26 protein-coding genes are annotated in these 23,519 nt (G+C 38.5%); 11 read left to right on the forward strand and 15 right to left on the reverse strand.

Going from position 1 to position 23,519, the window contains the following annotated elements:
- Window positions 1–91 precede the first annotated feature (91 nt).
- Window positions 92–1,063 carry a M23 family metallopeptidase gene (locus tag JWR87_RS03645; RefSeq protein ID WP_297815686.1) on the forward strand — a complete coding sequence of 324 codons (972 nt, stop codon included), beginning with the start codon at window positions 92–94 and terminating at the stop codon, window positions 1,061–1,063.
- Between the two features lie 200 nt (window positions 1,064–1,263).
- On the forward strand, window positions 1,264–2,352 hold the full coding sequence (locus tag JWR87_RS03650; protein ID WP_297815688.1) for a MerR family transcriptional regulator: 1,089 nt from the start codon (window positions 1,264–1,266) through the stop codon (window positions 2,350–2,352).
- Between the two features lie 127 nt (window positions 2,353–2,479).
- Here the strand turns inward: JWR87_RS03650 and JWR87_RS03655 are convergent, their stop codons facing one another.
- The 6 genes from JWR87_RS03655 to rsfS form a co-directional block, all read right to left on the reverse strand.
- Window positions 2,480–3,304 (reverse strand): hypothetical protein, encoded by an 825-nt coding sequence (locus JWR87_RS03655; RefSeq protein ID WP_297815690.1) that lies wholly within the window; start codon window positions 3,302–3,304, stop codon window positions 2,480–2,482.
- On the reverse strand, window positions 3,301–4,065 hold the full coding sequence (locus JWR87_RS03660) for a UDP-2,3-diacylglucosamine diphosphatase (RefSeq protein ID WP_297815692.1): 765 nt from the start codon (window positions 4,063–4,065) through the stop codon (window positions 3,301–3,303). The genes JWR87_RS03655 and JWR87_RS03660 overlap by 4 nt, the downstream gene beginning before the upstream one ends.
- 3 nt (window positions 4,066–4,068) lie before the next feature.
- Window positions 4,069–4,497 carry a gamma-glutamylcyclotransferase family protein gene (locus JWR87_RS03665; RefSeq protein WP_297815694.1) on the reverse strand — a complete coding sequence of 143 codons (429 nt, stop codon included), beginning with the start codon at window positions 4,495–4,497 and terminating at the stop codon, window positions 4,069–4,071.
- Window positions 4,498–4,798: 301 nt separating this feature from the next.
- On the reverse strand, window positions 4,799–5,434 hold the full coding sequence (locus JWR87_RS03670; protein ID WP_297815696.1) for an LUD domain-containing protein: 636 nt from the start codon (window positions 5,432–5,434) through the stop codon (window positions 4,799–4,801).
- A gap of 19 nt (window positions 5,435–5,453) precedes the next feature.
- Window positions 5,454–7,511, reverse strand: coding sequence for an ATP-dependent zinc metalloprotease FtsH (ftsH, locus tag JWR87_RS03675; protein WP_297815698.1), 2,058 nt, complete (start codon window positions 7,509–7,511; stop codon window positions 5,454–5,456).
- 55 nt (window positions 7,512–7,566) lie between these two features.
- On the reverse strand, window positions 7,567–7,980 hold the full coding sequence (gene rsfS / locus JWR87_RS03680) for a ribosome silencing factor (protein WP_297815700.1): 414 nt from the start codon (window positions 7,978–7,980) through the stop codon (window positions 7,567–7,569).
- A 153-nt stretch (window positions 7,981–8,133) separates the two neighbouring features.
- On the opposite strand from rsfS, the gene JWR87_RS03685 reads away from it, so the two are divergent.
- Entirely contained in the window at window positions 8,134–8,886 is a 753-nt protein-coding gene (locus tag JWR87_RS03685; protein WP_297815705.1) for a biotin--[acetyl-CoA-carboxylase] ligase, read from the forward strand.
- Here the strand turns inward: JWR87_RS03685 and JWR87_RS03690 are convergent.
- The 3 genes from JWR87_RS03690 to JWR87_RS03700 form a co-directional block, all read right to left on the reverse strand.
- Complete coding sequence (locus JWR87_RS03690) at window positions 8,883–9,203, reverse strand: DUF4157 domain-containing protein (RefSeq protein WP_297815708.1); 321 nt, start codon at window positions 9,201–9,203, stop codon at window positions 8,883–8,885. The genes JWR87_RS03685 and JWR87_RS03690 overlap by 4 nt on opposite strands.
- A 136-nt stretch (window positions 9,204–9,339) precedes the next feature.
- Window positions 9,340–9,801: a thioredoxin-dependent thiol peroxidase gene (gene bcp / locus JWR87_RS03695; protein WP_297815711.1), complete on the reverse strand. Its 462-nt coding sequence runs from the start codon at window positions 9,799–9,801 to the stop codon at window positions 9,340–9,342.
- 508 nt (window positions 9,802–10,309) lie between these two features.
- Entirely contained in the window at window positions 10,310–11,983 is a 1,674-nt protein-coding gene (locus JWR87_RS03700) for a M23 family metallopeptidase (RefSeq protein WP_297815714.1), read from the reverse strand.
- Window positions 11,984–12,456: 473 nt separating this feature from the next.
- Here JWR87_RS03700 and JWR87_RS03705 point away from each other — a divergent pair, with 473 nt between their 5' ends.
- From JWR87_RS03705 to JWR87_RS03730, 6 genes are all read left to right on the forward strand, one after another.
- The gene (locus JWR87_RS03705) at window positions 12,457–12,858 is read left to right on the forward strand and encodes a hypothetical protein (protein WP_297815717.1); all 402 of its coding nucleotides are present in this window, start codon (window positions 12,457–12,459) and stop codon (window positions 12,856–12,858) included.
- Window positions 12,855–13,631, forward strand: a complete 777-nt coding sequence (locus tag JWR87_RS03710) for a peptidylprolyl isomerase (protein ID WP_297815720.1) — start codon at window positions 12,855–12,857, stop codon at window positions 13,629–13,631. The genes JWR87_RS03705 and JWR87_RS03710 overlap by 4 nt, the downstream gene beginning before the upstream one ends.
- 49 nt (window positions 13,632–13,680) lie before the next feature.
- Complete coding sequence (gene gcvH, locus JWR87_RS03715; protein ID WP_297815724.1) at window positions 13,681–14,058, forward strand: glycine cleavage system protein GcvH; 378 nt, start codon at window positions 13,681–13,683, stop codon at window positions 14,056–14,058.
- An 80-nt stretch (window positions 14,059–14,138) separates the two neighbouring features.
- Window positions 14,139–14,681, forward strand: coding sequence for a sigma-70 family RNA polymerase sigma factor (locus JWR87_RS03720; protein WP_297815727.1), 543 nt, complete (start codon window positions 14,139–14,141; stop codon window positions 14,679–14,681).
- A complete protein-coding gene (locus JWR87_RS03725; RefSeq protein ID WP_297815730.1) occupies window positions 14,681–15,499 on the forward strand; it encodes an anti-sigma factor in 819 nt (272 codons plus the stop codon). Before JWR87_RS03720 ends, JWR87_RS03725 begins: the two co-directional genes overlap by 1 nt.
- Before the next feature lie 80 nt (window positions 15,500–15,579).
- Window positions 15,580–15,993, forward strand: a complete 414-nt coding sequence (locus tag JWR87_RS03730) for a VanZ family protein (RefSeq protein ID WP_297815732.1) — start codon at window positions 15,580–15,582, stop codon at window positions 15,991–15,993.
- Between the two features lie 182 nt (window positions 15,994–16,175).
- On the opposite strand, the gene JWR87_RS03735 is transcribed toward JWR87_RS03730, so the two are convergent.
- Both JWR87_RS03735 and prfA read right to left on the reverse strand, forming a co-directional pair.
- Window positions 16,176–16,664 (reverse strand): hypothetical protein, encoded by a 489-nt coding sequence (locus tag JWR87_RS03735; protein ID WP_297815735.1) that lies wholly within the window; start codon window positions 16,662–16,664, stop codon window positions 16,176–16,178.
- Window positions 16,665–16,733: 69 nt separating this feature from the next.
- Window positions 16,734–17,801 (reverse strand): peptide chain release factor 1, encoded by a 1,068-nt coding sequence (prfA, locus tag JWR87_RS03740; protein WP_297815738.1) that lies wholly within the window; start codon window positions 17,799–17,801, stop codon window positions 16,734–16,736.
- Between the two features lie 180 nt (window positions 17,802–17,981).
- On the opposite strand from prfA, the gene JWR87_RS03745 reads away from it, so the two are divergent.
- Window positions 17,982–19,160 (forward strand): amidohydrolase family protein, encoded by a 1,179-nt coding sequence (locus JWR87_RS03745; RefSeq protein ID WP_297815741.1) that lies wholly within the window; start codon window positions 17,982–17,984, stop codon window positions 19,158–19,160.
- A 58-nt stretch (window positions 19,161–19,218) separates the two neighbouring features.
- Window positions 19,219–19,668: a cytochrome d ubiquinol oxidase subunit II gene (locus JWR87_RS03750; protein ID WP_297815744.1), complete on the forward strand. Its 450-nt coding sequence runs from the start codon at window positions 19,219–19,221 to the stop codon at window positions 19,666–19,668.
- A 150-nt stretch (window positions 19,669–19,818) separates the two neighbouring features.
- Here JWR87_RS03750 and idi read toward each other — a convergent pair whose 3' ends face one another.
- Genes idi through JWR87_RS03770 form a run of 4 tightly spaced genes read right to left on the reverse strand, consistent with a single transcriptional unit; the run spans window position 19,819 to window position 23,247 of the window.
- Window positions 19,819–20,334, reverse strand: a complete 516-nt coding sequence (gene idi / locus JWR87_RS03755; RefSeq protein WP_297815748.1) for an isopentenyl-diphosphate Delta-isomerase — start codon at window positions 20,332–20,334, stop codon at window positions 19,819–19,821.
- Window positions 20,335–20,366: 32 nt separating this feature from the next.
- On the reverse strand, window positions 20,367–21,203 hold the full coding sequence (locus JWR87_RS03760) for a phytoene/squalene synthase family protein (protein ID WP_297815751.1): 837 nt from the start codon (window positions 21,201–21,203) through the stop codon (window positions 20,367–20,369).
- Between the two features lie 56 nt (window positions 21,204–21,259).
- Window positions 21,260–22,735 (reverse strand): phytoene desaturase family protein, encoded by a 1,476-nt coding sequence (crtI, locus tag JWR87_RS03765; RefSeq protein ID WP_297815754.1) that lies wholly within the window; start codon window positions 22,733–22,735, stop codon window positions 21,260–21,262.
- Window positions 22,736–22,746: 11 nt separating this feature from the next.
- Window positions 22,747–23,247: an RNA polymerase sigma factor gene (locus JWR87_RS03770; RefSeq protein WP_297815756.1), complete on the reverse strand. Its 501-nt coding sequence runs from the start codon at window positions 23,245–23,247 to the stop codon at window positions 22,747–22,749.
- Window positions 23,248–23,519: the final 272 nt, after the last annotated feature.

Here is a 23,519-nt window from a genome sequence, read left to right on the forward strand (position 1 = left end):
GAAGAGTTTATGCTCCAAATTGTTTTAAAGCGATTATTGACGGAACTTTGTCGGGAGTAGCAGTATTTTTTAAAAACGGAAAATCAGGCAATTGAAGAAAGTAAAATATTTCTACAATACACACGCACTCCGTTACGAAAAGCTTACGGTTCCTTTGCGGGTTAAGCTGTTACGCGTGTTTGGATTTATTGCAACTTCACTTGTATCGGCTGCTATAATTGTATGGGTAGGTTTCAAATACATAGGTTCTCCCAACGAACGCATCCTACGAAAACAAGTTGAAAGCTACCAAAATAATTACTCCCTGCTAAGCAAACGCGTTCAGGAATTGCAGCAAAAACTAGGGGAACTCGAAAAAAGAGATAACCAGGTTTACCGTGCAATTTTTGAAGCGAGTCCCATCCCCGATAGCGCGAGGGCAAAGCAAATTGAAAGGTCGCAGGAAATAGCGCTTATTCAAAAGATGGACGATAATGAACTTATTGGCAGCATAGTGGGTCAATTAAACAATCTAAACGCAAGGGCCGCTTTCCAGGATAAAAGTTACCAGGAGATAGACGCGATGCTGCATGATAAAGAAAAACTGTTGGCTTCGATACCTGCTATTCAGCCTGTTAGTAACAAAGAACTTACCCGCATTGCGTCGGGTTTTGGCTCACGTATAGACCCTGTTTACAAAGTTTCAAAGTTTCATGCAGGTCTCGATTTTGCGGCTCCCATTGGAACCCCTATTTACTCAACTGCCGATGGTAAGGTAAAAAACGCGGGTCGCGAAGAAGGAGGGTATGGAAATAATGTGGTGATCGATCACGGTTACGGGTATGAGACGTTGTACGCACACATGTCCAAAATAAAAGCACGTGCAGGTAAAGTTGTAAAGCGTGGTGAAGTAATCGGCTGGGTAGGAAGCTCAGGTAAAAGTACCGGACCTCATTGCCATTATGAAGTTCGCAAAAATGGAGACCAGGTAAATCCCATTTACTTCTTTTATAACGATCTTACTCCAGAGCAGTTTGATCGCCTGGTTAAACTTGCTGCCACAATTAACCAAAGCTTCGATTGATGGACGCCCATATTTTTTATAAAAAACTTTGTTGAACACGGCTTTAGAAAATCTATTAAACATCCTTGTGTCACTCACTGGTACGGCAAATCATTTTGTCAGCAGGTTGCAGCTGTTACTAATTTATTAAATGGGGTTTTGTTTCAAATCTGTGGAAAAACTCCCTTTAGTGTTGCGTCTTCATTGACTATTTTTACAGTATGCGCCAGCTTGACTTGTTCGGTTCTGTTTTTGAAACCCCTCCACAGGAAAAAAAGCCTGAGGAAAAAGCGGTTGTTTCAAAAAAAGAAGAAAATGACGCAAATGCCGCCAAAGCCGTTTCGCATTCTTATTCTGGAAACGCCTTAAGAAGTGAGCGATTATACCTTGAAAAGTTGCCGACGGGCAAAATGGAGGAGGTAGTAGGGGAGATGCAAGTGCCCGCGGCTGAAATTTTACCACCCACACCAGCTTCCCCATCTCTTTCTTCTTTATTTAATACGCCTGCTGTAGTAGAAGCAACCGAACAAGAGATACAAACTATTATAGAAGAAATTAAGCAAGAAATTCAAGGTTCTAATGAGGCTTACTATGAACCAGAAAAAGTAGAAGACTTTAAAGACCAGGTGAATACAACAGAGGTTTTTGAAGCAGTATCGCCAATACCGGAAATATTAATTGTAGATGAGGTAGAAATATCATCAAAGGTTTCTCTTATAGCAGAACCACCAGTAGTAGAGGTGAGGAAAAGAGCGGTATCTCTAAAACAAAAAAAACTACAGGTACCTGAACTTCAAAGAAACGGATCAGTAATTTTTGATGATGGAAAGATTACGGTTAAGATTAAAAATGCCAGTCCTTTTCCTGCACCAATTGTAAAAGTAAAAAAGGAGAAAGTAAAGAAGCCTTTACAAAAAAGAGGTAGAAAATCTTTTAAAGAGATTGACGCAGAAGTAGACTTAATAGAAATTCCGGAAGATGAAATTTTGTTTCAAAAACAATATTACCCGATAAGTGAAGTGGCAAAATGGTTTAGGGTAAACACTTCCCTGCTGCGTTTTTGGGAAAATGAATTTGATGTTCTAAAACCACGAAAGAACCGGAAGGGCGATCGCTTATTTAGACCGGAAGATGTAAAAAACTTACAACTCATTTACCAGTTGCTGCGCCAAAGAAAATACACAATTGAAGGCGCTAAAGAGTACATTAAAACCCATAAGAAAAAAGCCGATATACAGTTACAGCTGACGAACACGTTGCAGAAGTTCAAAAGCTTTTTATTGGACCTAAAGGCGAATTTAGAACCATAATGAAGACTGCATTTCTGTGAAAGCATTGCTGAAGTGAATTGTGGAATTAATTGATCGGGTACAAGTGTGCGACGCAACGGAAGCCTCAACAGCGATGTAGCGTTGGGTACAAAGCGTTTTTACAACACTACTTTACTACCTTAAAAATTTGCAACTGATCATTATTGGTAAGGCAATACAGCAAACTGCCATTGAAATTAATCTTTCTAAAAACGCCCTGATCAGCAAAAGCTTTAAAAGATGATAACTGGAGGCTGGTAGGTTTATACAAAAAAATATACGCGCTATCTCTGCCCGTTATGGTGTTTTTGTCAATTACCTGTAAGTCGGTAAGGTGCAGTAATTGATAATTGTTCTTTCTGCCTCCATAATAATCAAAAACAAGCAATCCCTTTGATGGATCGTACAGGTAGAGTTGGCCATCGCGATCGTACATGGCATTTGGTGTAGGAACAGAATCGAATATTTGCCTGAAGTCAGACGATTCTGTTAATACCCTACCAGTATCATCAATCTTCTTCAGCTTGTTTTCTAACTCGTCAAATACCCAAATATTGTTATCGTAGCTAGTGGTTATTGCAGTGGCCTGTAGAATGTTCTGCTGTCTCAAATTCACCATCCCCCGAATATTCAATAGGCGATCTAAAATGATGATCGTGGAAAAATCTTTGTAATAAACTAAAATCTTTAGAGGGTTTGTAGCGTCTATTGAGTAAACCTTGCCATACCTTCTTACATCGTTATAAACAGCAATTGAATCGCCCCTCTCGTTTACCTTTTTTACCTGGTTTGTTGCCGTTAGCAGGTACATGTTTCCAAGATGGTCAGTTGTAAAGTCTTTTACGCTTGCTTTTAATGTTTGAAGGAGAGATACTTTTAGAATTGCCGGCTCCTGCGCGTTAGAGAGCATGACGGCAAAGCAACATACAAGTATGATGAGCGGTTTTTTCAATCTAACTGATCCAGTTTTTTAAGTTGGGTTTGGTTGCCATCAAATTCGGCAAAAGTAAAATGCTTTATCCAATCGCCGAGGTTTATATACCGGCTCTTTCCCGAAAGCGAGACATCCAGAGGTAAATGCCGATGCCCGAAAATAAAGTAGTCGTAGTGTTCTTTTGCTAAAACCTGTTTCGAAAAGATTACGAGCCATTCATTCTCTTCACCTAAAAACACATCATCAGAACTGCCCGTTTTCTGCCTGCTTTTACGACTGAAAAAATTTGCTAATCCAATACCCCAACTGGGGTGCAACATTCCGAACAGGAGTTGACTCATCCTGTTTCTGAAAACTTTTTTCATAAGCTTATAGCCGCTATCGCCGGGCCCAAGACCATCTCCATGACCAATAAAGAAACGTTTACCGTTCCATTCAAAAGTCTTCGGCTCAAAGTAAACAGGGATGTTTAACTCTTTCTCAAAGTAACCACGCATCCACATATCATGATTGCCAACAAAAAAATGGATTGGGATGCCGCTATCAGTTATTTCTGCAAGCTTTCCGAGCAGGCGTACATATCCTTTAGGCGTCACCTGCTTGTATTCGAACCAGAAATCAAACATGTCTCCAACAATAAAAATGGCTAAAGCAGTCGGCCTGATTGACTCCAAAAAAGCAACAATTATTTTTTCTCTTTTTAAACTGCTTTCGTAATCAGGCGCGCCTAAATGGAAGTCGGATAAGAAGTATATTTTTTTTCCTGCAGGTACTTCCATCCGCTATACCTTGCTTTTAAAAGTGGTGGCTTCAAAGAAATCTCCCGAAGCTATTAAAGGTTTCCCTGTCACATCTTTGTTGTACCAGTAAATCCACGCCTGCGTAGATTGATGATTGTAAAACACCTGCACTGGTTCACGCGTATACAATTTTACCTCTCCCTCCTCCGGGTTCAACCCTTCATAGTCGTCCAGTTGGTCAATTACCCAATCAAATTCACCCGCTTCTTTTAATTCATACAATTCGCCTTTGATAAAAAGTTCTTCGTCGGTCGGTATAGCTGCCGGGTACTCTCCCAAATCATACAACTCCCCTTTAACCTTCGCTTCCCCAATCCAATTAAAGTGCTTGCTGATATAGTCGTAAGCAGCATTATGAAAGCCTTTTCTCAAAGTGCCATATACAAATAGACTGGTTATATTATTCTTCATACTGCTAAAGGTAAATAAGGATGCGACTACAAATAATTACAATTGTACAAATTGCATTTATTACTGTCATTAAAAAAAGATGGTAGGATAATTATGATACCAGCGATAGATTTTCATTACGTCATTCTTGCGACGCATTTCGTTCAACTTTTACAACAACTTGCAGCTTTGGCCTTTGCTGCAACATCGTTCATATTTGCATCTTAAACTTTAATGCGAAGATGGATGGTGATAGCTAGGAAAGCGCATCGCCGGCAATCTTATAATTCGTACTTTTTATTCGACACAAAAAAGCCGGCAATTATCCTTCAACTAAAAAAACGTAAACCTCTGCAGGTCCATGTACCCCTACTACTAATGTCTTTTCTATATCTGCGGTGCGACTTGGCCCAGTTGCTAAGGTGATTAACGAAGGAAGCTTTCCAGCATATTTTTCTTTTACATTCAATAAGGCTTCTTTAATGTCATATACTAACTGCCTTGTATAAGCTACGCAAATATGAACCGGGGCATACACACTTACTGTTCTTCCGCTAGTTTGAGCTGAACTCATTAGCAAGCTACCGGTTCTGGCAATCAACAGCTCACAGCCGGTAATACTGGCATCGCAAGAAGCTACGTCCGTAGCAGAAAAATTATTAAAGCCGGCCGTTACTAGTTTCTGCCTTATTTCTTTTTCATTGCAAAAAACTGATTCTAGTTTTTTAGCGACAGTCAATTGTTGAAGTTGCTGAGCCAATTCTTTTTCATCTATACAGAAAGAAAATTTTCCTAATAGTCCTGTAAAATTCTCGGCAAATTCAATTTCAAGTTCTTTAGTTGAAGGCTGGAAAACACTTGTATTTCCTTCGCTGTTAGAAAAAGGAACAGGCACCGGGTTTGCCAGTGCCTGTCTTATTTTTTTTAAAACATTTTCCTTAGAAGAAGATATCTGCATATTTATACTGCTTGATCGTTTACATATCTACCACTGTTTTTTCAGGAGGTGCGCTAAGTTCTGCGTTAACTTCCGGCTGCACGTCGAGAATTTTTTTGTCTTCAAAAGGTCTTTTTCCTATCAAAGTCTCTACGTCACTTTGGAATAATACTTCTTTTTCCAAAAGTTCTTTAGCTAATATTTCGACCTCTCTTCTTTTCTCAGTCAGTAGGTTTTTTGTACGCACATACGCTTCTGCAATAAGATTTCTTACTTCCTCATCAATCATTTTACCCGTTTCCTCACTAAAAGGCTTTGTAAAAGTGTTCTCCTGGGTTGGATCGTAGTAACTAATATTCCCAATCTTATTATTCATACCATAAACAGTTACCATGGAATAAGCCATCTTGGTAATCTGTTGTAGATCATTACTTGCTCCGGTCGAAATTTTTCCAAAAATGATCTCCTCTGCAGCCCGGCCACCCAAGGTCATACAAATCTGATCAGAAAGTTGATCAGTATTATACAAGTATTGTTCACGAGGCGTGTATTGAGCATATCCTAAAGCTGCAGTTCCCCGGGGAACGATGGTAACTTTTAGCAGTGGATAAGCATGTTCCAAAAACCATCCACATATTGCGTGACCAGCCTCATGATAAGCAATAATCTCTTTCTCCTCAGGAAGAATAATTTTATTCTTCTTTTCAAGACCTCCGATAACACGATCAATTGCATCCTGGAAGTCGCTCATGTCAACTGCATCTTTGTTTTTTCGGGCTGCGATCAAGGCAGCTTCGTTACACACGTTGGCTATGTCTGCGCCGGCAAATCCAGGTGTTTGTTCGGCAAGTTTATGAATATCTAATGTTTGCGAAATCTTAATTGGCTTTAGGTGCACTTTAAAGATTGCCTCACGACCTTTTACATCTGGTCTGTCAATAGATATTTGTCTGTCGAAACGTCCTGGTCTTAACAAGGCAGTATCAAGTACATCCGGGCGGTTGGTAGCAGCAAGTATAATGATACCTATATCTGTTCCAAAACCATCCATCTCTACTAGTAACTGGTTCAACGTGTTTTCCCTTTCATCGTTGCTCATGATGGCATTTCTACCCCGTGCACGACCTATTGCATCAATCTCATCTATAAAAATGATACATGGAGCCTTTTCTCTTGCCTGCTTAAACAAATCTCTTACACGGCTTGCACCTACTCCTACAAACATCTCCACGAAATCACTACCACTTAAACTGAAGAAGGGTACCTGCGCTTCACCTGCCATAGCTTTGGCAAGTAATGTCTTACCTGTACCCGGAGGTCCTACCAAAAGTGCACCCTTCGGAATTTTTCCACCCAGCGCAGTATATTTTTTAGGATTTTTAAGAAAATCAACAATTTCCATCACTTCTACTTTGGCTTCATCCAAACCTGCAACGTCGCCAAAATTTATGTTTACCCGAGTACCTTTTTCAAATAAAGTAGCCTTAGATTTTCCGATGTTAAATATTCCGCCCGGTCCACCTCCACCACTAGGTCCACCCATTTTCCGCATAAGCAATACCCATAAGCCAACAAATAATGCTATAGTTACAAAAGTGTTTAAAACCGGTCCATACCATTCACCTTCGTTTGTTACAAGCTCAGGTACTTCATTAATGCGCAGGGGGTTTGCTGTAGAGTCTCTGAAAAAAGCGTTTTGGCCTGCGTTGAAACTCTCCCAATCAGTTACAGTAAATTCAAAATGCGGTCCTCCTTTGGTATTTCCGTTAGAAGGTCTTTTTAATTTACTTGTATAAAAAGGCTTACTTAAACTTTCTTGTTTAATGTAAACCCTAACTGATTCTTTATTTTTTATAAGCTCTAGCTTTTCAACATCTCCTTTTGCCAGCATTTCTTGCCTGAACTCCATCTCGTTCGTTTTAACAGCATCAGCAGACATATTAAATAAGTTAGCTGCAATTAGTACAACTGCTATTATCGCATATATCCAATAAATGCTGAATTTCGGGCCTTTACGCCCAGTCTTATCATCACCCGATGGAGGAATACCAGGGATATTTCTAAAATCTTTTTTTACTTTTTTATCTTCTTGTGCCATATTTCTTCATCTCTGTAAGGTAGAAACTCCCTTTTTTAATTTTTTACGGTGATAATTAATCCGCGTGCTCCTCTCTTTGTGCATCACTCCACATTTCTTCAAGTTGGTAAAACTTCCTTGGTTCGGGAAGCATCACGTGCACAACAATGTTTACGTAATCTATCAGCACCCATTGCAATGCCTGGTAACCTTCATGTTTGTAGGCTACTTCGTCGCAGTTCTTCTTAACCTCTTCTTCTATAGACTCTCCAATGGCTCGTAACTGTTGTGGGTTACTGGCTTCGCAAATAATAAAAAAGTCTGATACTGCCTCGTGAATTTTACGTAGATCAAGCGAAACGATATTTTCGCCTTTTTTCTCCTGAATAGCTTTAATAATCGTCTTAAAAAGCTTAGAGCTTCGGGTAAGTTTGGTGGCCGTATTTTTTTTACGGGTGGATAATAATGAAAGTGGTTCCAATAAATTCAAATCTTTAAATTAATAATACTGTTTGTGTTAGCGATAAACGCAGAACTTAGGCTTTAAGTTCAAACGGAAAATGATACGTAATTCTGTTTAATCAACTTGAGTTTTACCTCAGAAACGATTCAGGATTCTATCTTTGTCAAAAATACTAATTCTTTGCCAAGACATAATCCAGTTGGTAAACCGTTTTTTGAATTAAGTGAAGTAGAAAGCTCCAACAACTATGCCATGCAAATGGCACAAGCACATTTGGCAGTACATGGTACAACATGGTTTGCTCATTATCAAAACGCGGGAAAAGGCCAGCGGGGAAAGCGGTGGAATGCGGAGCGCAGCCAGAACGTAATGATCAGCTCCATCCTCGAACCAAAGATGCTTCTGGTTGAAAATCAATTTCTTTTAAATGCTACAGTCGCTTTAGCCTGTCATGATTTTTTCAAAAGATATGCTGTTGATAAAACTTACATTAAATGGCCAAATGATATTTATTGGGGAGACAGAAAGGCAGGTGGCGTATTAATTGAAAACGTATTAAGTGGAGAAAATTGGAGATACGCTATTGTTGGAATTGGAATAAATATTAACCAAACTTTGTTTCCTGAAGAAATAAGAAATCCTGTTTCGTTGAAGCAAATAACCGGAAAAACATACAATGTAATAGAACTTGCAAAAGAACTTTGTGCAAGTTTAGAGAATCGTTGGCAACAGCTCCTGACTTCGCCTGCTCCAGCTATAATAGAGGAATATTGCCTCCATCTGTACAAGATCAATCAGCAGGCAGCTTTCGAGAAAGACAGCGTGCGCTTTAACGGTATTATTAAAGGGGTTAATAAAAACGGAGAACTGTTGATAAGTAAAAACAACAGTTCTCCTGTTTCTTATAACGACGTTAAATGGGTTTTACCTTAATTAAAATGCACTTCTGAAAGTATTGAAAGGTCTTTCTCTTTTTGTCGTGCATCTATTTCAAAGCTATTGTTCTCGTACCCTTTATTGAAAGACTCTAAGAGATAAAAAAAGATAAACCGTAATATGCCCAGTTTTGCATATTGTTTTACATGCGCAACTTCATGTCGTACCCATCTTTTATTTCTTAAGAAATCTGCTTTAGAAGAATTGTGTAGGTGAATAGTTCTACCTACCACCATCGCCATTGAGGAACTATCCAATTTCCTGGCAGCAATTTTTGCCAACCACGAATTTTCTTTAATTTTTACCTTGGTCAAAGTGTGGGTTATTTCAGGGTGTGCTAATAAAAGAGTGGGGGTACACGAATATATGATCATTTCATTAATGTCAAAAGTTTAATTACGCTTACCGAGTATGATTCTCCTCCTCCTTTACATAACCTTTCAATCGCCCTTAGTTCCACGCGTCTAAAACTTGTTGAGTTTGGTTTTTTGTATCAGGCTTTGTAATGATCTTCTTTATCTTTCCCTCTTCATCAATCAGATAAGTTGTTCTTATAGTACCAACTGTGGTATTACCCATAAATTTTTTCTCTCCCCAGACATTATACATTTCAACTATTTTCTTTTCTTCATCAGCGATTAAAGGAAAGGGTAACTGAAACTTATCTTCAAATTTTTTGTGGCTTTTTACACTGTCGGTACTTATTCCAACCACTTGAAATCCCTTATTAATCAAGTCATGGTAATTGTCTCTGAGGTTACATGCTTGTGCTGTACAACCCGGAGTATCATCTTTAGGATAAAAATATAAAATCACTTTCTTGCCTTTAAAATCGCTTAATGATACTTTGTTGCCATTCTGGTCTACTCCTTCAAAAACTGGCGCCTGGGCTCCTTCTGTCAATTGTGTCATAATTGTTGGGTTTAAAATAATTTCAGTTAACAGCTCTTATCTGTAAATTGTTTAAAACCTAACAATTGGTATACCTAAGTCTTTTTCGACTTATGTCTTAAAGAAGAAAATCAGGAAGCTTTGGTTGCAAGCAGGTGAATAAAGATGCCGTCAAGGTTATGTCACTCACTGCTATGAAAAAGAGGCAGCCATGGTTTTAATATAAGTGCCACCAAAGTGGGTGGCTACAGTCGATTGCTTTTAATGAGCATCCATACCTATTATAAGAATTTTAATTGCTGAAACAGGAGTTTTTGTAATTCGTGTTCGGGTTTGCATAACGCAGGTGTTGGTTTTAATAATAGCAACTTCTGACCAGTAAAAAAGTACGGGATTTCGAGTTGCCACACTTTCTAAAACCTACGCTTCTTTTACATGTAGACCTGTACCATGTGTTTTTACTAAGCTTAATTGAATGCAGTTAAAGCTCGGTTACCTGGAAACTTGTTACCCAACGAATCCTCGGTTCTTACCGGGTAAAAACAAAAGTCTTCTCGTTTACGTTTCCTGCAAGATCTTCAACTGTAACTATGAGTTCATGTTTTCCCGGAGATGTTCTGTAGTCGAAAGTATGAATAAAAGAGTCTTTTTTTCTGCTAAATAGCAACCAGTTGCCATCAAGCAAAGCTCTAAAGCTTTTAATTTCTCCAAGGTTATCTGTTACCAGAAAAGAAATTGATTTTTTGCTGCTAACAGAGCCCCCATTTACAAAACCTGTTGCAGTAATTCGTGGAGCGATGTTATCTATCACCAATTTTACCATTCCAAGGTCTCTGAATTTTGCTTCCATCCAATCATTTACCCAGAACCCTTTTACTACGTCTGTTTTTCGATTGTTAACCAGTTGCACCACTACTTTTTCTCTATCCTCTGTAGTGAGGAAATCAGAAGGTTTTATACGTACAGTGAAACTGTCGTGAACCGGTGTTGTATTATTATGCAGGTAAAGAATGGGCGACACTGCCTTGGTATCATTAGAAATAACAGATTTGTAAACAAAAGGAACAGTGTCATAAAAAGCTTTTTCTGAAAAAACCGCTTCAACATCGGTTGTTTTAAAAACGTTTTCTTTCCCCGGTATCATTGAGAGATTATTTGCATTAAACATCAACTTTTCATTTGCTGATCCGTCCCATTTCAACTTAAATTTTATCACGGACGCGTTACCTGCTACATCTTTAACTACAACTTCAGCCTGATGAATTAACGTATCTGAAAGCACAATTTGGCCGTCATCGTCCTGTGAAAATATAAGACTGTAATTACCCGGCAGTCTACTTAAGTGTTGAATAAAGTTTCCACCTGACAGCCTTGTTTTGTAATCGATACTTGCATTTATATACCTTGTCTCATCATACGAAAAGTCGTTTAACTTAAAGGTTGATCGCAAAGAATTATCAACTGAAATACTCGCCTCATAAATACCATAATAATTTGATACAGCAGTTATTTTATCACCTGCAGCAATACCGAAACTTACTAAAGGAGACTGTAGCGTTACAACGTTACTTGTTGCAGAATAATTTCCATTTGATCCTGATATAGGTATTGAAGTAGGGCCGACCTGGTATGTGCTGTACCTTCTATCGTAAGCATAAAGGCGGAAAATAGTTGGTTTAATATTATCGTCTAAACCGAAATTGAAAAGCCAGGGATTTAGATTGTTGCCTGTTTTTGTATCCCTGATTTCAAAATGAAGATGTGGACCTGCTGACCCTCCTGTGTTACCACTGAAAGCTATGAACTGACCTTTTGTTACAGGAAATTGATTAGGTTCAAACTCAAACTCCTGCTCCCATTTTTGATCGTTATATTGTTTCTCTTTTAAATAGTCATCTAAAGGCTTATAAAAGTCATTTAAATGAGCATATAAAGTAGTATAGCCGTTAGGGTGGTTTATATATATAGCTCGACCAAAGCCAAACCTTTCAATTTTTATTCTGCTTATATATCCTTCGGCTGCCGCATAAACAGGCAGGTTTTCTCGTTGATTGGTACGGATATCAAGACCCATGTGAAAGTGATTTGGCCTTAACTCCCCAAAATTCGCAGCAAGTTTAATAGGGATATCAAGAGGATTTCTAAAGTAGCCTTGCGGATACTCTGCTGTAGTAGTTTGCGCTTGCATCTTTGGTTTAGTCACTGGGGCGTCAGAAACTTTTGAGAATAAAGAATACGCAAACAAAAGGAGGAATACGAGTAATGCTTTCATCAATGCTTTAGTTACTATTATTAAAGTTCACGTGAGAAAAACAAAAATCTTACCATAAGAGAAGTTGTTCTTAACATTAACCTTCTAAACTACCTCATACAACTTTAAGCGATTGAGCTATTAGCAGTAGGAATAAAATTTATTAGAGTTTGGTAACGAAGACTTTTTAAATTCATTGTTCTGGTGCTTTTTTTAATTGCTTAGGCAAAGAACCAGAAACATAGGCAATAATTGCAAAAACAGATTTAACGGCTTAGGGGTGCGACGCAAGAATGTTTAATAGTAGCAATCAGGCTGACTGCCGTAATACAAACCCAAATAAAACCCGTTCTAAATTAAGGTGTTAAAGCTTTTGGACCTTTGCCTATCGAAAATCAGGAAAAGAGGAATGGTTTCTTTAAGCCATGGGTGTAATTGAACAGTCGAAACTGCTCCATGGAAAACTGTATTTTTGCAAGGCTATGAATATAAGTGATGATTTACAGAGTCGTTGGTGGAACCTGGAGGCAAAGCTGGTAGAACGTTTTGGTAAAAAGCCGGATATGGAAGCCATACTTTTTCTCGTTGGAATGCAGGAGACAGGATTTGTGCAATCTAAAATAACCAAAGAACAAAAGCAGGATCTTATGCATGTTGCTGTTTGTACCTTGCTAAGTCAAAGCGGTTACTACCTGATAGAAGGAAAAGATGAAGAAGGCTGGCCGCATTTTAAACAGTTAAAAGAAATACCTTCTTTACATGTTATTGAACAAGAGAATTTTTTAAAAGACCATGTATTGTTATACTTTGAAAAACACGGATTGTGATAAATAATATTTTGAGAAGGCTAGTTCCCTTTGTTGTCTTTTTTTGCTACCAGATTGAACAAGTAACAGCACAGCCTCCGGTTAAAACAGTTGTGAGAAAACAGCCTGTAAAACAAGGTATGGCCAAAACCGGATTAGCAGCTATTGCGCCGTGGAAACAAATTGCTACAAAAGAAAGACTGGTAGAGATAACTACCGATTATGGGGTTATGATTGCAAAACTCTACGACAGTACTCCTTTCCATCGTGATAATTTCGTAAAGCTTGTAGAGCAGAAGTTTTACGACAGCTTATTATTTCACAGGGTTATTGATCAGTTTATGATACAAGGCGGAGATCCTGCCAGTAAAAATGCTGCTGTCGGGACGCGTCTAGGTTCAGGGTCACTTCCTGGTGATAGAATTCCTTCCGAGTTCAAATCCAACTTCATCCATAAAAAAGGAGTACTTGCAGCAGCAAGAGACGAAAACCCAGCAAAGGCAAGTAGCAATTGCCAGTTTTATATTGTACAAGGGAAAAATATGACCCAGCAAGAATTGGATAACGTGTATGACCAGCGCGTAAAAGCTTCAAACCCATTATTCAGTTATACGTCCAGCCAAAGGGAGGTATATACCCGAATTGGTGGAACGCCTTTTTTAGATCAGAGTTATACTGTGTTTGGAGAAGTCGTCAGCGGGTTAGATGTAATTGATAAAATTGCAAAAGCACCTAAAGACGCAACTGACAGACCTCTGGAAAACATTCGCATGACAATCAAGCTTTTAAATTGAATGTTTTTGAGATAAATAATTTAATATTTGTAAATATAAAATCGAACGTATGAATTTTCCTGAGAACTTGAGGTATACAAAAGATCACGAATGGATTAAATTGGAAGGCAATACTGCAACCATTGGCATTACTGAATTTGCACAAAGTGAACTGGGTGATATAGTATATGTTGATATAAACAGTGTTGGCAAAACACTAAACGCTGAAGAAATATTTGGTACCGTTGAAGCGGTAAAAACTGTGAGTGATCTTTTTTTACCGCTTGCAGGTACAATTGCTGAGGTCAACCCTGCCTTAGCCAATCAGCCCGAGCTTGTAAACGCTGACCCTTACGGCAATGGATGGATGATTAAATTAACTGTGAGTAATATTACTGATTACGAAACATTAATGAGTGCCGAAGCATATTCTAAACTTGTTGCTTAAAAAAATCCGGCGAGAACTACTTTCCGTACATTAGTTAAGTTCGCTTTCGCCCTTCATTATTTTTCTAACTCCGCTGCTATTTGAATACCGGCAATTTATATCATGAAAGCGAATTGGTGTCGTTGCTAAAACAACGTCATGAGCATGCATTCAATTATTTGTATGACCATTACTCGGGCTCTTTGTATTCTGTAATTGTTAGCATTGTTCCCAACAGGGAGCTAGCGAATGATTTGCTGCAAGAGGTTTTTGTGAAAATATGGCGACAAATTGCAACCTATGATAATGAAAAAGGCAGGCTGTTTACCTGGATGCTTAATGTGGCCAGAAATGCAAGTATTGATGCAGTTAGAAGTAAAAATTATCAGCAAAACCAGCAAAACAGGGAACTGACGGAAAACATATATGAAGAGGGCGGAAGTGTGCAGATGAATACCGACAAAATAGGGTTGCGAAAAATAGTGTACAAATTAAAGGATGAATATAGGGTGTTGGTGGAGCTATCCTACTTTGAAGGATACACACAGGATGAAATTTCAAAAATGTTGAAAATTCCATTGGGTACAGTGAAAACCCGGCTTAGAAGTGCCTTAATTCAATTAAAACAAGTCATCAAACCTTAGTGGATATACACGCTTACATAGAAAGTGGAATCATTGAGAGTTACGTACTTAGCCTTACGAGTACTGAAGAGTCTGTTGAAGTTGAAAAATTCCGAACTGAATATGTTGAGGTTGAAGCAGCTATAGCTGAGTTTTCGCAAGCGCTAGAGCAACATGCATTTGAAAATGCAATTATTCCCCCACCTGAATTAAAGGCTAAAGTATTAGCTGCGATCAAAGAAGCGCGTGGGGTAGAAGAGCCGACCACCGCAATGGCACCGCAAACCGAAAAAAGCTTCGTTGTTCCACTCCATCAAACAACCAGTTGGAGGATGATTGCTGCAGCCTCAGTTATTTTATTTATAGTCAGCGCAGCAGCGAATTTTTATTTATACCAACAGTACAGAAACAAGGAAGACGATTACGAGGCCCTTTTATCTCAAAGAGAAACGTTACAAGCAAAAAACGATGTTTATCACACACAGTTAAAAGAATGGCAATCGGCTGCAGCAATGATGGCAGACACCGGGATGGCCATGATTAAAATGGCAAGTGCCAAGGGAAAAGACGATGCCGCTACTGTATTTTGGGATAAACGTAACAAAGATGTTTTTGTAATGGTAAATAAATTGCCTGAACCACAAGTTGGAAAGCAATACCAGTTGTGGGCTATGGTTGATGGACAACCCGTAGACGCAGGTATTCTTGATCTCTCTTGCACTAGTGTTTGTAAAATGAAGAATGTTCCAAGGGCGCAGGCTTTCGCGATTACATTAGAAAGGGAAGGTGGCAATAAAATTCCTAATCTTAAAGCTCTTTTTGTTATAGGAAATGTGTAGTTCTTTTCTTTCATCCCACTTGCCATAAATATCCCTTTATCTTTAGCGAGTTTTTTAACGTTGAAACTGGCTGCTGATTTATGAGATTTAATTCCTTTCTTCCTGGTATCATTTGGTTTGTTATTTCTGCTTTTTTGCTTGCTCTTCCTGGTAGCGATCTTCCACACGCTGACTTTTTCAACATTCCCTATTTTGACAAGTATGTTCATTTCGCAATGTTCTTTCTGGTTACGACCTTATTTTGCTATCCTTTTATTCAATCTTTGTACACCGGGTCGGTGGTAAGAGCATGGTTTATTAAGGTAACGGTGTATTCGATCGTATATGGGATTACTATGGAATTTGTACAAAAATACCTGGTGTACGGGCGTTCTTTTGACCTTATTGATATTGTCTTTGATACTTTGGGTAGTGTGGCAGGACTGCTATTGATGATGAAATATCACAACAAAAAAATAGGCCCCAATAGAAATCGGGGCCGCAACCAAAACTAACTGCTTATGAGAAAATTTGACTACTTTCTTATAGTAATCCTATATGTTTAAGACAAAGTTTATGCCAACCTTGTTTGTTCTGTTGTTAACTATTTTTCCTTACCGGGTCAAAAATAAGAATGTGCGAAATAAATAAGGAAAGCGCATACAAAATGTCAAAAGAACTTTAAATATCCTTTTTTCTACTTAAACATGCCGCCTATTTTACCCATTATTCCACCACCATCTTTATCTCCACCCCCGAGGCTGTTCATAATGCTACCTAATCCACCACCTCCGGTTAAACCTCCCAGTACGTCAGACAAATCGAAACTTTTATCATTAGGATCGTTTGTTTTATGAACAAACTTTTGCAACACCATTGGAATGAGTGAAGCTGCTATTCCACCGGCTTTACCTGAGTCTAGTCCAAATTTTTGCATTAGATTTTGTGCAAAACCCGATTGTATATTTTGCGCAACAGGCGAAGTCGATGCGCCTGCCGGCCCGTTTTTAAATAAGCTTTGCACCTCATCAGTATTTCCGTTTGCAACAGCAGTCTTTAGCCCGCTTATGATAGAACTTGAAGCATCAGCCACGGCTTCTTCGTTTCTTTCATTAGGAATCGCCGGGTTATTAATAATAGCATCACCGGCATGTTCCCTTACCAGGTTTTGAAGATTTTCAAGCATAATTATGGTTTTACATCTTTTCTGAGTAAAAAGATTAAGCCATCGTTCCTTAAATATGAATTCGATTAGTTAACTCTCCTGGTTAGTCATTTTTGCGGCGTTCTCCGCCATTTGCAATTGCTCAATAAATTCATCAATGTCACCATTAATTACTGCATCTAAGTTGTAAGAGGTCAACCCGATCCTATGATCAGTAACCCTTCCCTGTGGCCAGTTGTAGGTACGAATTTTTGCACTACGGTCACCGGTACTAACCAAGGTTTTACGGTGCCGACTAATTTCGTCCTCCTGTTTGCGAACTTGTTCCTCGTAAAGCCTGGTCCGCAACATATTCATAGCTTTCTCGCGGTTACCTAACTGGCTCCGTTCGGTCTGGCAAACAACCACCGTTCCTGTAGGAATATGTGTAAGCAAAACTTTTGTTTCCACTTTGTTTACGTTTTGGCCACCCGCACCACCACTTCGCGCGGTTTCCATTTTTACATCGGCTTCATTCAGTTGAAAATCAATCTCCTCTGCCTCAGGCATAACAGCTACAGTTGCCGCAGAGGTGTGTACACGTCCTTGTGTTTCAGTATTCGGAACCCTTTGTACCCGGTGAACTCCGCTCTCAAACTTCATTATTCCATACACATCTTCTCCCTGCAGTTCTACCAAAACTTCCTTATATCCTCCTGCAGTACCTTCATTTTCACTAACCAACGCAGTTTTCCAACCCCGCTTACTGGCATAGCGCAAGTACATATTTAATAAGTCACCGGCAAATAAGCTAGCTTCATCGCCGCCGGTGCCTGCCCTTATTTCAAGAACGGCATTCTTATCATCCTGCGGATCTTTAGGAATCAGCAGCTTTGTTAATTCTTTTTCAAGTTTTTCTTTTTTCTCTTCCAGTTCTGGCATTTCCATTTTAGCAAGCTCTCTCATATCATCATCATTGCTGTTCAATGCATCACGGCCTAAATCATAATCTGCCAATACTTTTCTATATTCCTCTGCAGGCTGCATTATCCTCTCAAGGCTTCGGTATTCTTTACTTAACCGCTGAAACTCTTTTTGGTTACCAATAATTTCAGGATTGGTAAGTGCAACTCCAACCTGTTCAAAGCGGCCTTTTATAGCATCAAGTTTATCTAACATCTTAATTATAATAAATTATTTTTCTGGACCAACTGTGGTAATTCACCTCATCATCGTTGTGTCACTCACTTGTACTTGTATTTATTTCCAAAACCCAAAACCCAATTTTTTTTGTGGCCGCTAAGTTAAGCCTTTCCACTTCCATTGCGTAACCTTCGGTTGTCTTACTTTTGGAGTAATATGCGTTTTCGAAAATTTCAGGCGGATCATCTTTTTACCGGAACGGAAATGCTTCCTTCAAACCAGGTGTTGATTTGTAACGAAGATGGAACCGTGCAACAAATCGTAGACGAACAAGAAGCTGGCGATAACATACAAAAGTTGAGGGGTGTGCTCACACCAGGGTTTATCAACTGTCACTGCCACCTGGAGCTTAGCCATATGAAAGCTTTGATACCTGAAAAAACAGGATTGATTGATTTCGTGTTTTCTGTAGTAACACAAAGACATTTTCCTGAAGAAGAAGTGCTGGAAGCCATTGCCGCGGCGGAAAACGAAATGATACAAAACGGTATTATAGCCGTAGGCGACATTTGCAACAACCTGCTTACACTTCAACAAAAGGAAAAGCAAAATCTTCGTTATTACAACTTTATCGAAGCAAGTGGCTGGATACCGGCAGTTGCCCCTCAGAGATTTGAAAGAAGCCTTCTAAATTATCATGCTTTATCAGCCACCTCTCCAGCCTCAATTGTACCACATGCACCTTACTCAGTATCTGACTCTTTGTGGAAACTTATCCAGCCATTCTTCAAAAACAAAGTAGTAAGCATCCACAACCAGGAAACGGTTTTTGAAGATGAGTTGTTTATGCAAAATTCCGGTGATTTTGTTAGGATGTACGAAATGATGAAGCTTGATACTTCTTTTTATAAAGCTAGTGGTAAAAGCAGCCTTCAAACATACTTCGGTAACCTTTCTGGAGCGACTCGTGTTCTACTGGTTCATAACACCTTTACAAAAGAAAATGATGTGACCTTCTTGAAAAAAGAAATCACTGATAACATTGTTTTCTTTTGCCTTTGTATAAATGCAAACCAGTACATTGAACAAGCTGTGCCACCAATAGAAATGCTTAGAAAGAACAATTGCAGAATTGTTTTAGGTACAGACAGTCTTGCGAGTAATTGGAGCCTCAGTATTTTCGACGAAATAAAAACGGTTCTAGCGGGTTTTCCACAGGTGGCGGTTGAGGAAGTGTTAATGTGGGCTACCCTAAACGGGGCAAAAGCCCTTGAAATGGACAACCAACTTGGAAGTTTTGAGAAAGGAAAAAAACCAGGAGTTGTTTTGCTTAAGAATCTAAAGCTGTCAGATATGGCAAGTTTACAAACAGCGTTACCTGAAAGACTGTTGTAATCCCTATAACCTATTTTAGAAATCGGCGTAAAGCCCTATTTTTATTTGTATTAAAATCATGTCTTTGAAACGTAGTTCCGTTTTTGTCTTTTTACTTGCCGTATTCGCTTTAATTAGTGGTTACCTGCTATCTGCTATTTCACTTGCTGGCAGAACCGGGATTAACTTATTTTATACCCAATACAAGTTTCTCAAAGATTGGTGGAAAGGCGCTTTACTCGTATTTGTCGTTTGGGTAATATTGTTAGCGATCCAATTGTATGTTCATAAAAAAGCGAGTAAAAGTGCATCAATCATAGTACAGGCAGCCCTTTTGATTATTGCACTTGCAGGACTGTACATGTCATATTCCGACTTTCGAAATTCGCTTTCGCACCGCTGGTTAGGAGAACGTTTTCATCTCGGAGTTTATCTTTTTTGGCTCGGTTGGATAGCGATATCGGTTTTTATGCTACTACAGAAGAAAATCGGCCGAATAGAAGATGGGGGAAAAGAAGAAATTAGCTGAGTTGAAAGGGAATTATTTATTGGTGAATTGGGAGAGTGGTAATGAATTGGAAGAGCGGTAATATTGTTGCACGTTAATCTTCATATTACCTCTCCATGTGTTACTTCCGGAAATAAATTGAGAAAGACACATGCCAGTCCGAAAGTTTTGTTATTTGCCCGCCAGCCATTCAGCTACCTTAGGAAAAGCTATACAAAACCATGCAGTGTATTTGTGGGGATAAGATTGAATAGTTGCCGAAAGCTCATCCATTTTTTTGTAACAATAATCTTTTACTTCAGAAGGATTAGGATTTATTTTACCGGAGTAAATTCCTACATAAACATGATCAAATTCATGTTCAATTAAACCATTATCAAAAGCGGCATTATAATGAAAATCAAAAATTTTTGTAAGGGTTGTTGTAAAGCCTAGTTCTTCATGCAAGCGACGTAGAGCTGCAGCTTCAACATCTTCCCCCGGCCTTGGATGACTGCAACAGGCATTGGTCCAAAGACCACCACTGTGATACTTTACAAGAGCCCTTTGCTGCAGCAACATTTCATTCCTTTCATTAAAAATAAAAACACTGAAAGCACGATGCAACGCACCTTTTCTATGCGCCTCCATCTTCTCCATACTTCCTACCTGCTCGTCTTGCTCGGTTACCAGAATCACTTCTTCCATGCCGTAAAAATAAGGGAAAGCTATAGCTATAGCTATAGCATATTAAACTGAATACGCACACCTGCCTTCGCCAATATCATTGCTTTACTGTAGTTAGGGATTCTAATGCGTTCTTCCATTATTTGCTTTGCCTTTACTTTTCTTATTTTATCAAATAAAGACATGTAATATTTATAAGCCACGTAAACTCCAAAACGTGCTTTTATGGGCAGTTTTACAATTCCTTTATAGGCCTCTTGAAAGTCGTTAAATATGTCTGCTTCTATTTGTTGCTTCTCGTATTCGTTGAAATTCAAAAAATTACAACCAGGAAAGTACATTCTTTCCAGTGTTTGTGTATCGGCTTTCAGATCTCTTAAGAAGTTAACTTTTTGAAATGCTGCACCCAGGCTTTGCGCATAGGGTTTTAGTGAATTGTACATTACTTTATCACCTTCACAAAAAACATATAAACACATGAGACCGACCACTTCGGCACTTCCATAAATGTATTCGTTATAAGTGGTGTTGTCGTATTCAAGCTTATACAAGTCCTGTTCCATGCTCCCGAAAAAAGCATCAATAAAGTGATTCGAAATTTTATACTTGTTTACCGTTTCCTGGAAACTTTGGAGGATAGGATTAAGACTAATGCCTCTTTCTATTGCATCGTACGTTTGAGACTTAAACTCTTCGAGCAAAAATTTCTGGTCATAATTATGAAAAGTATCTACTATTTCATCAGCAAAACGAACAAAACCATAAATGTTATAAATGGGAGTTCGTAAATCTTTATGCAATAACCTGATAGAAGACGCAAAAGAGGTGCTGTATTTCTCAGTTGTTATTTTACTGCACATATGACCGACTTCATTAAATAAGTGCATCATAACCTTTTAATTTTCCTGTTATTATTTAGTTCAAACATCTTTATTTAGATCGGCATTTATTGCCAATCTTTTACAACTTGTTTTGCCACAACCTCACCGCTTATCAAGCTTGGTGGAACCCCCGGCCCAGGTACAGTTAATTGCCCTGTGTAATATAAATTTTTAACTTTTCTACTTCTAATAGAAGGCTTTAAAATTGCAGTTTGTTTTAAAGTGTTAGCGAGTCCGTAAGCGTTACCTTTAAATGAGTTGTAGTCACTTACAAAATCGCTATAGGCATACGTTCTTTTATAAACAATATTCTCTGTTATACTCTGGCCGGTTTTACTCTCCAACCTTGCAACAATCTTTTTAAAATAATGTTCACGAAGTTGTTCGTCATCGTTCTCTAATCCCGCCGCTACAGGCACTAGAAAAAATAAGTTTTCACAGCCTGAAGGAGCCAGAGACTCATCGGTAGCAGTTGTAATGCTTACGTAAAACAAAGGTTCGTCCGGCCATTCTTTTGTGGTATATATTTTTTCGGCATGATTCTTAAAAGGCGCGTCAAAAAAAAGCATGTGATGCTTTATATTTTCAAGTTTCTTATTTAGCCCTACGTAATATATTAAACAACTTGGAGCCATTACACGACTTTGCCAGTATTTCTCACTGTAGCCTCTGTACTCAGTTTCAAGCAGGCTAGTTTCTATGAAATGATAATCAGCGCTACCAATCACAACGTCAGCTTCGTAATCGCCGTCGGAAGTTATTACCCGACTCACGATACCGTTGTTAACCTTTAATTTAGTTACATTTTTTTGAAAGTTGAATATCACACCCAATTCTTTAGCAACTTCAAAAATGCCCTCCACTACGCTATACATGCCTCCTTTTGGAAACCACGTGCCTCCTATAATATCGGCATAGTTCATAAGGCTGTAAAGGGCTGGAGTATTTTCGGGTAAAGCACCTAAAAACAAAACCGGAAATTCCAACAGTTCTCTCAATCTTTCATCTTTAAAATAGCCTGCAACATGTTTTTTCATTGAGCCAAAGAGATCCAGTTTAAAAACACCTTTTATTACATCCCATTCTACAAATTCACCAAGAGATAATCCAGGTTTCAGAACTAACTTTTGGATACCTGTTTTGTATTTATATTCTGCCTCTTTTAAAAAAGCATCTAATTGAACACCAGCACCAAGCTCAAAGCTTTCAAAAAGTTTTTTTAAGTCAGAATAATTTGCAGGTATATCCACGCCACCACTCTGCCAATAAACTCTGTAAGAAGGATTTAACCTAATAAGTGTATAGTAGTCGGAGACTTGATGACCGAAATGATTAAAAAATCGTTCAAAAACATCCGGCATCCAATACCAACTCGGGCCCATATCAAAAGTGAAACCTTCAGCCTCCATTTTCCTAGCCCTTCCACCTGGTATTGAGTGTTTTTCTATTACGGTAACTTGCCAGCCTGCTTTCGCCATAAAACATGCGGCCGATAAACCTGAAAAACCACTTCCAATAATTACCACTTTTTTTGCTGCCATTTATAAAAAAATCAATATCGCTGGATTTGCGCTTTTAGAAGTTTTCGTGCGAAATGTATCCTGCTCTTTATTGTACCCAAAGGCTCTTTCAGCATTCCTGCAATTTCGTGATATTTAAAACCATCGAAATAAAGCATGAAAGGCTTTTTAAAAATGTCGGGAAGCTCGTGAATGGACGATTGGATTTCTTTTAATTGTAAATTAGCTTCAGCGTTATTATGTGTGGTAGTTTGATTATAATCTAACAGAAAATCATTTGGAGTACTATCTAATACAGTATTTTGTCTTGCCTTTTTGCGATAATTGTTTATAAAAACATTGCGCATTATTGTATAAAGCCATGCTTTAATATTAGTACCTACGTTATACTTCTCTTTGTTACACAATGCCCGAAATAAAGTTTCCTGGAAGAGATCTTTAGCGGTTTCATGATCGCGTGTAAGCGTTATAGCAAAAGGCCTTAAAAATTCAGCATTGGCCAGTAACATTTGGTTGAATTCAATTGTAGACATGTATTATTGTGTTTATACTTTCACTTAATAAAATTAAACAATAACAAGTAAAATCACGAACGTTTTGTTTAAGTTTTTGTTTTTTTTATTAAACATAGCATGTTTTAGTAATTATGATTCCATCGCACTATTAGATTAAATTAATAGTTTATAAAGTAACAAATTACTACAGAATTTTCCGGTAAAACAGGCGCATTTCAAGCAAGTTTCTGAACGGCACGCGCTATTTTAACGAATACTACTTTTATCTACGAATAAAAAACAAAGCGGAT

The organism is Segetibacter sp. (genome assembly GCF_025963695.1).
GTDB lineage: Bacteria > Bacteroidota > Bacteroidia > Chitinophagales > Chitinophagaceae > Segetibacter.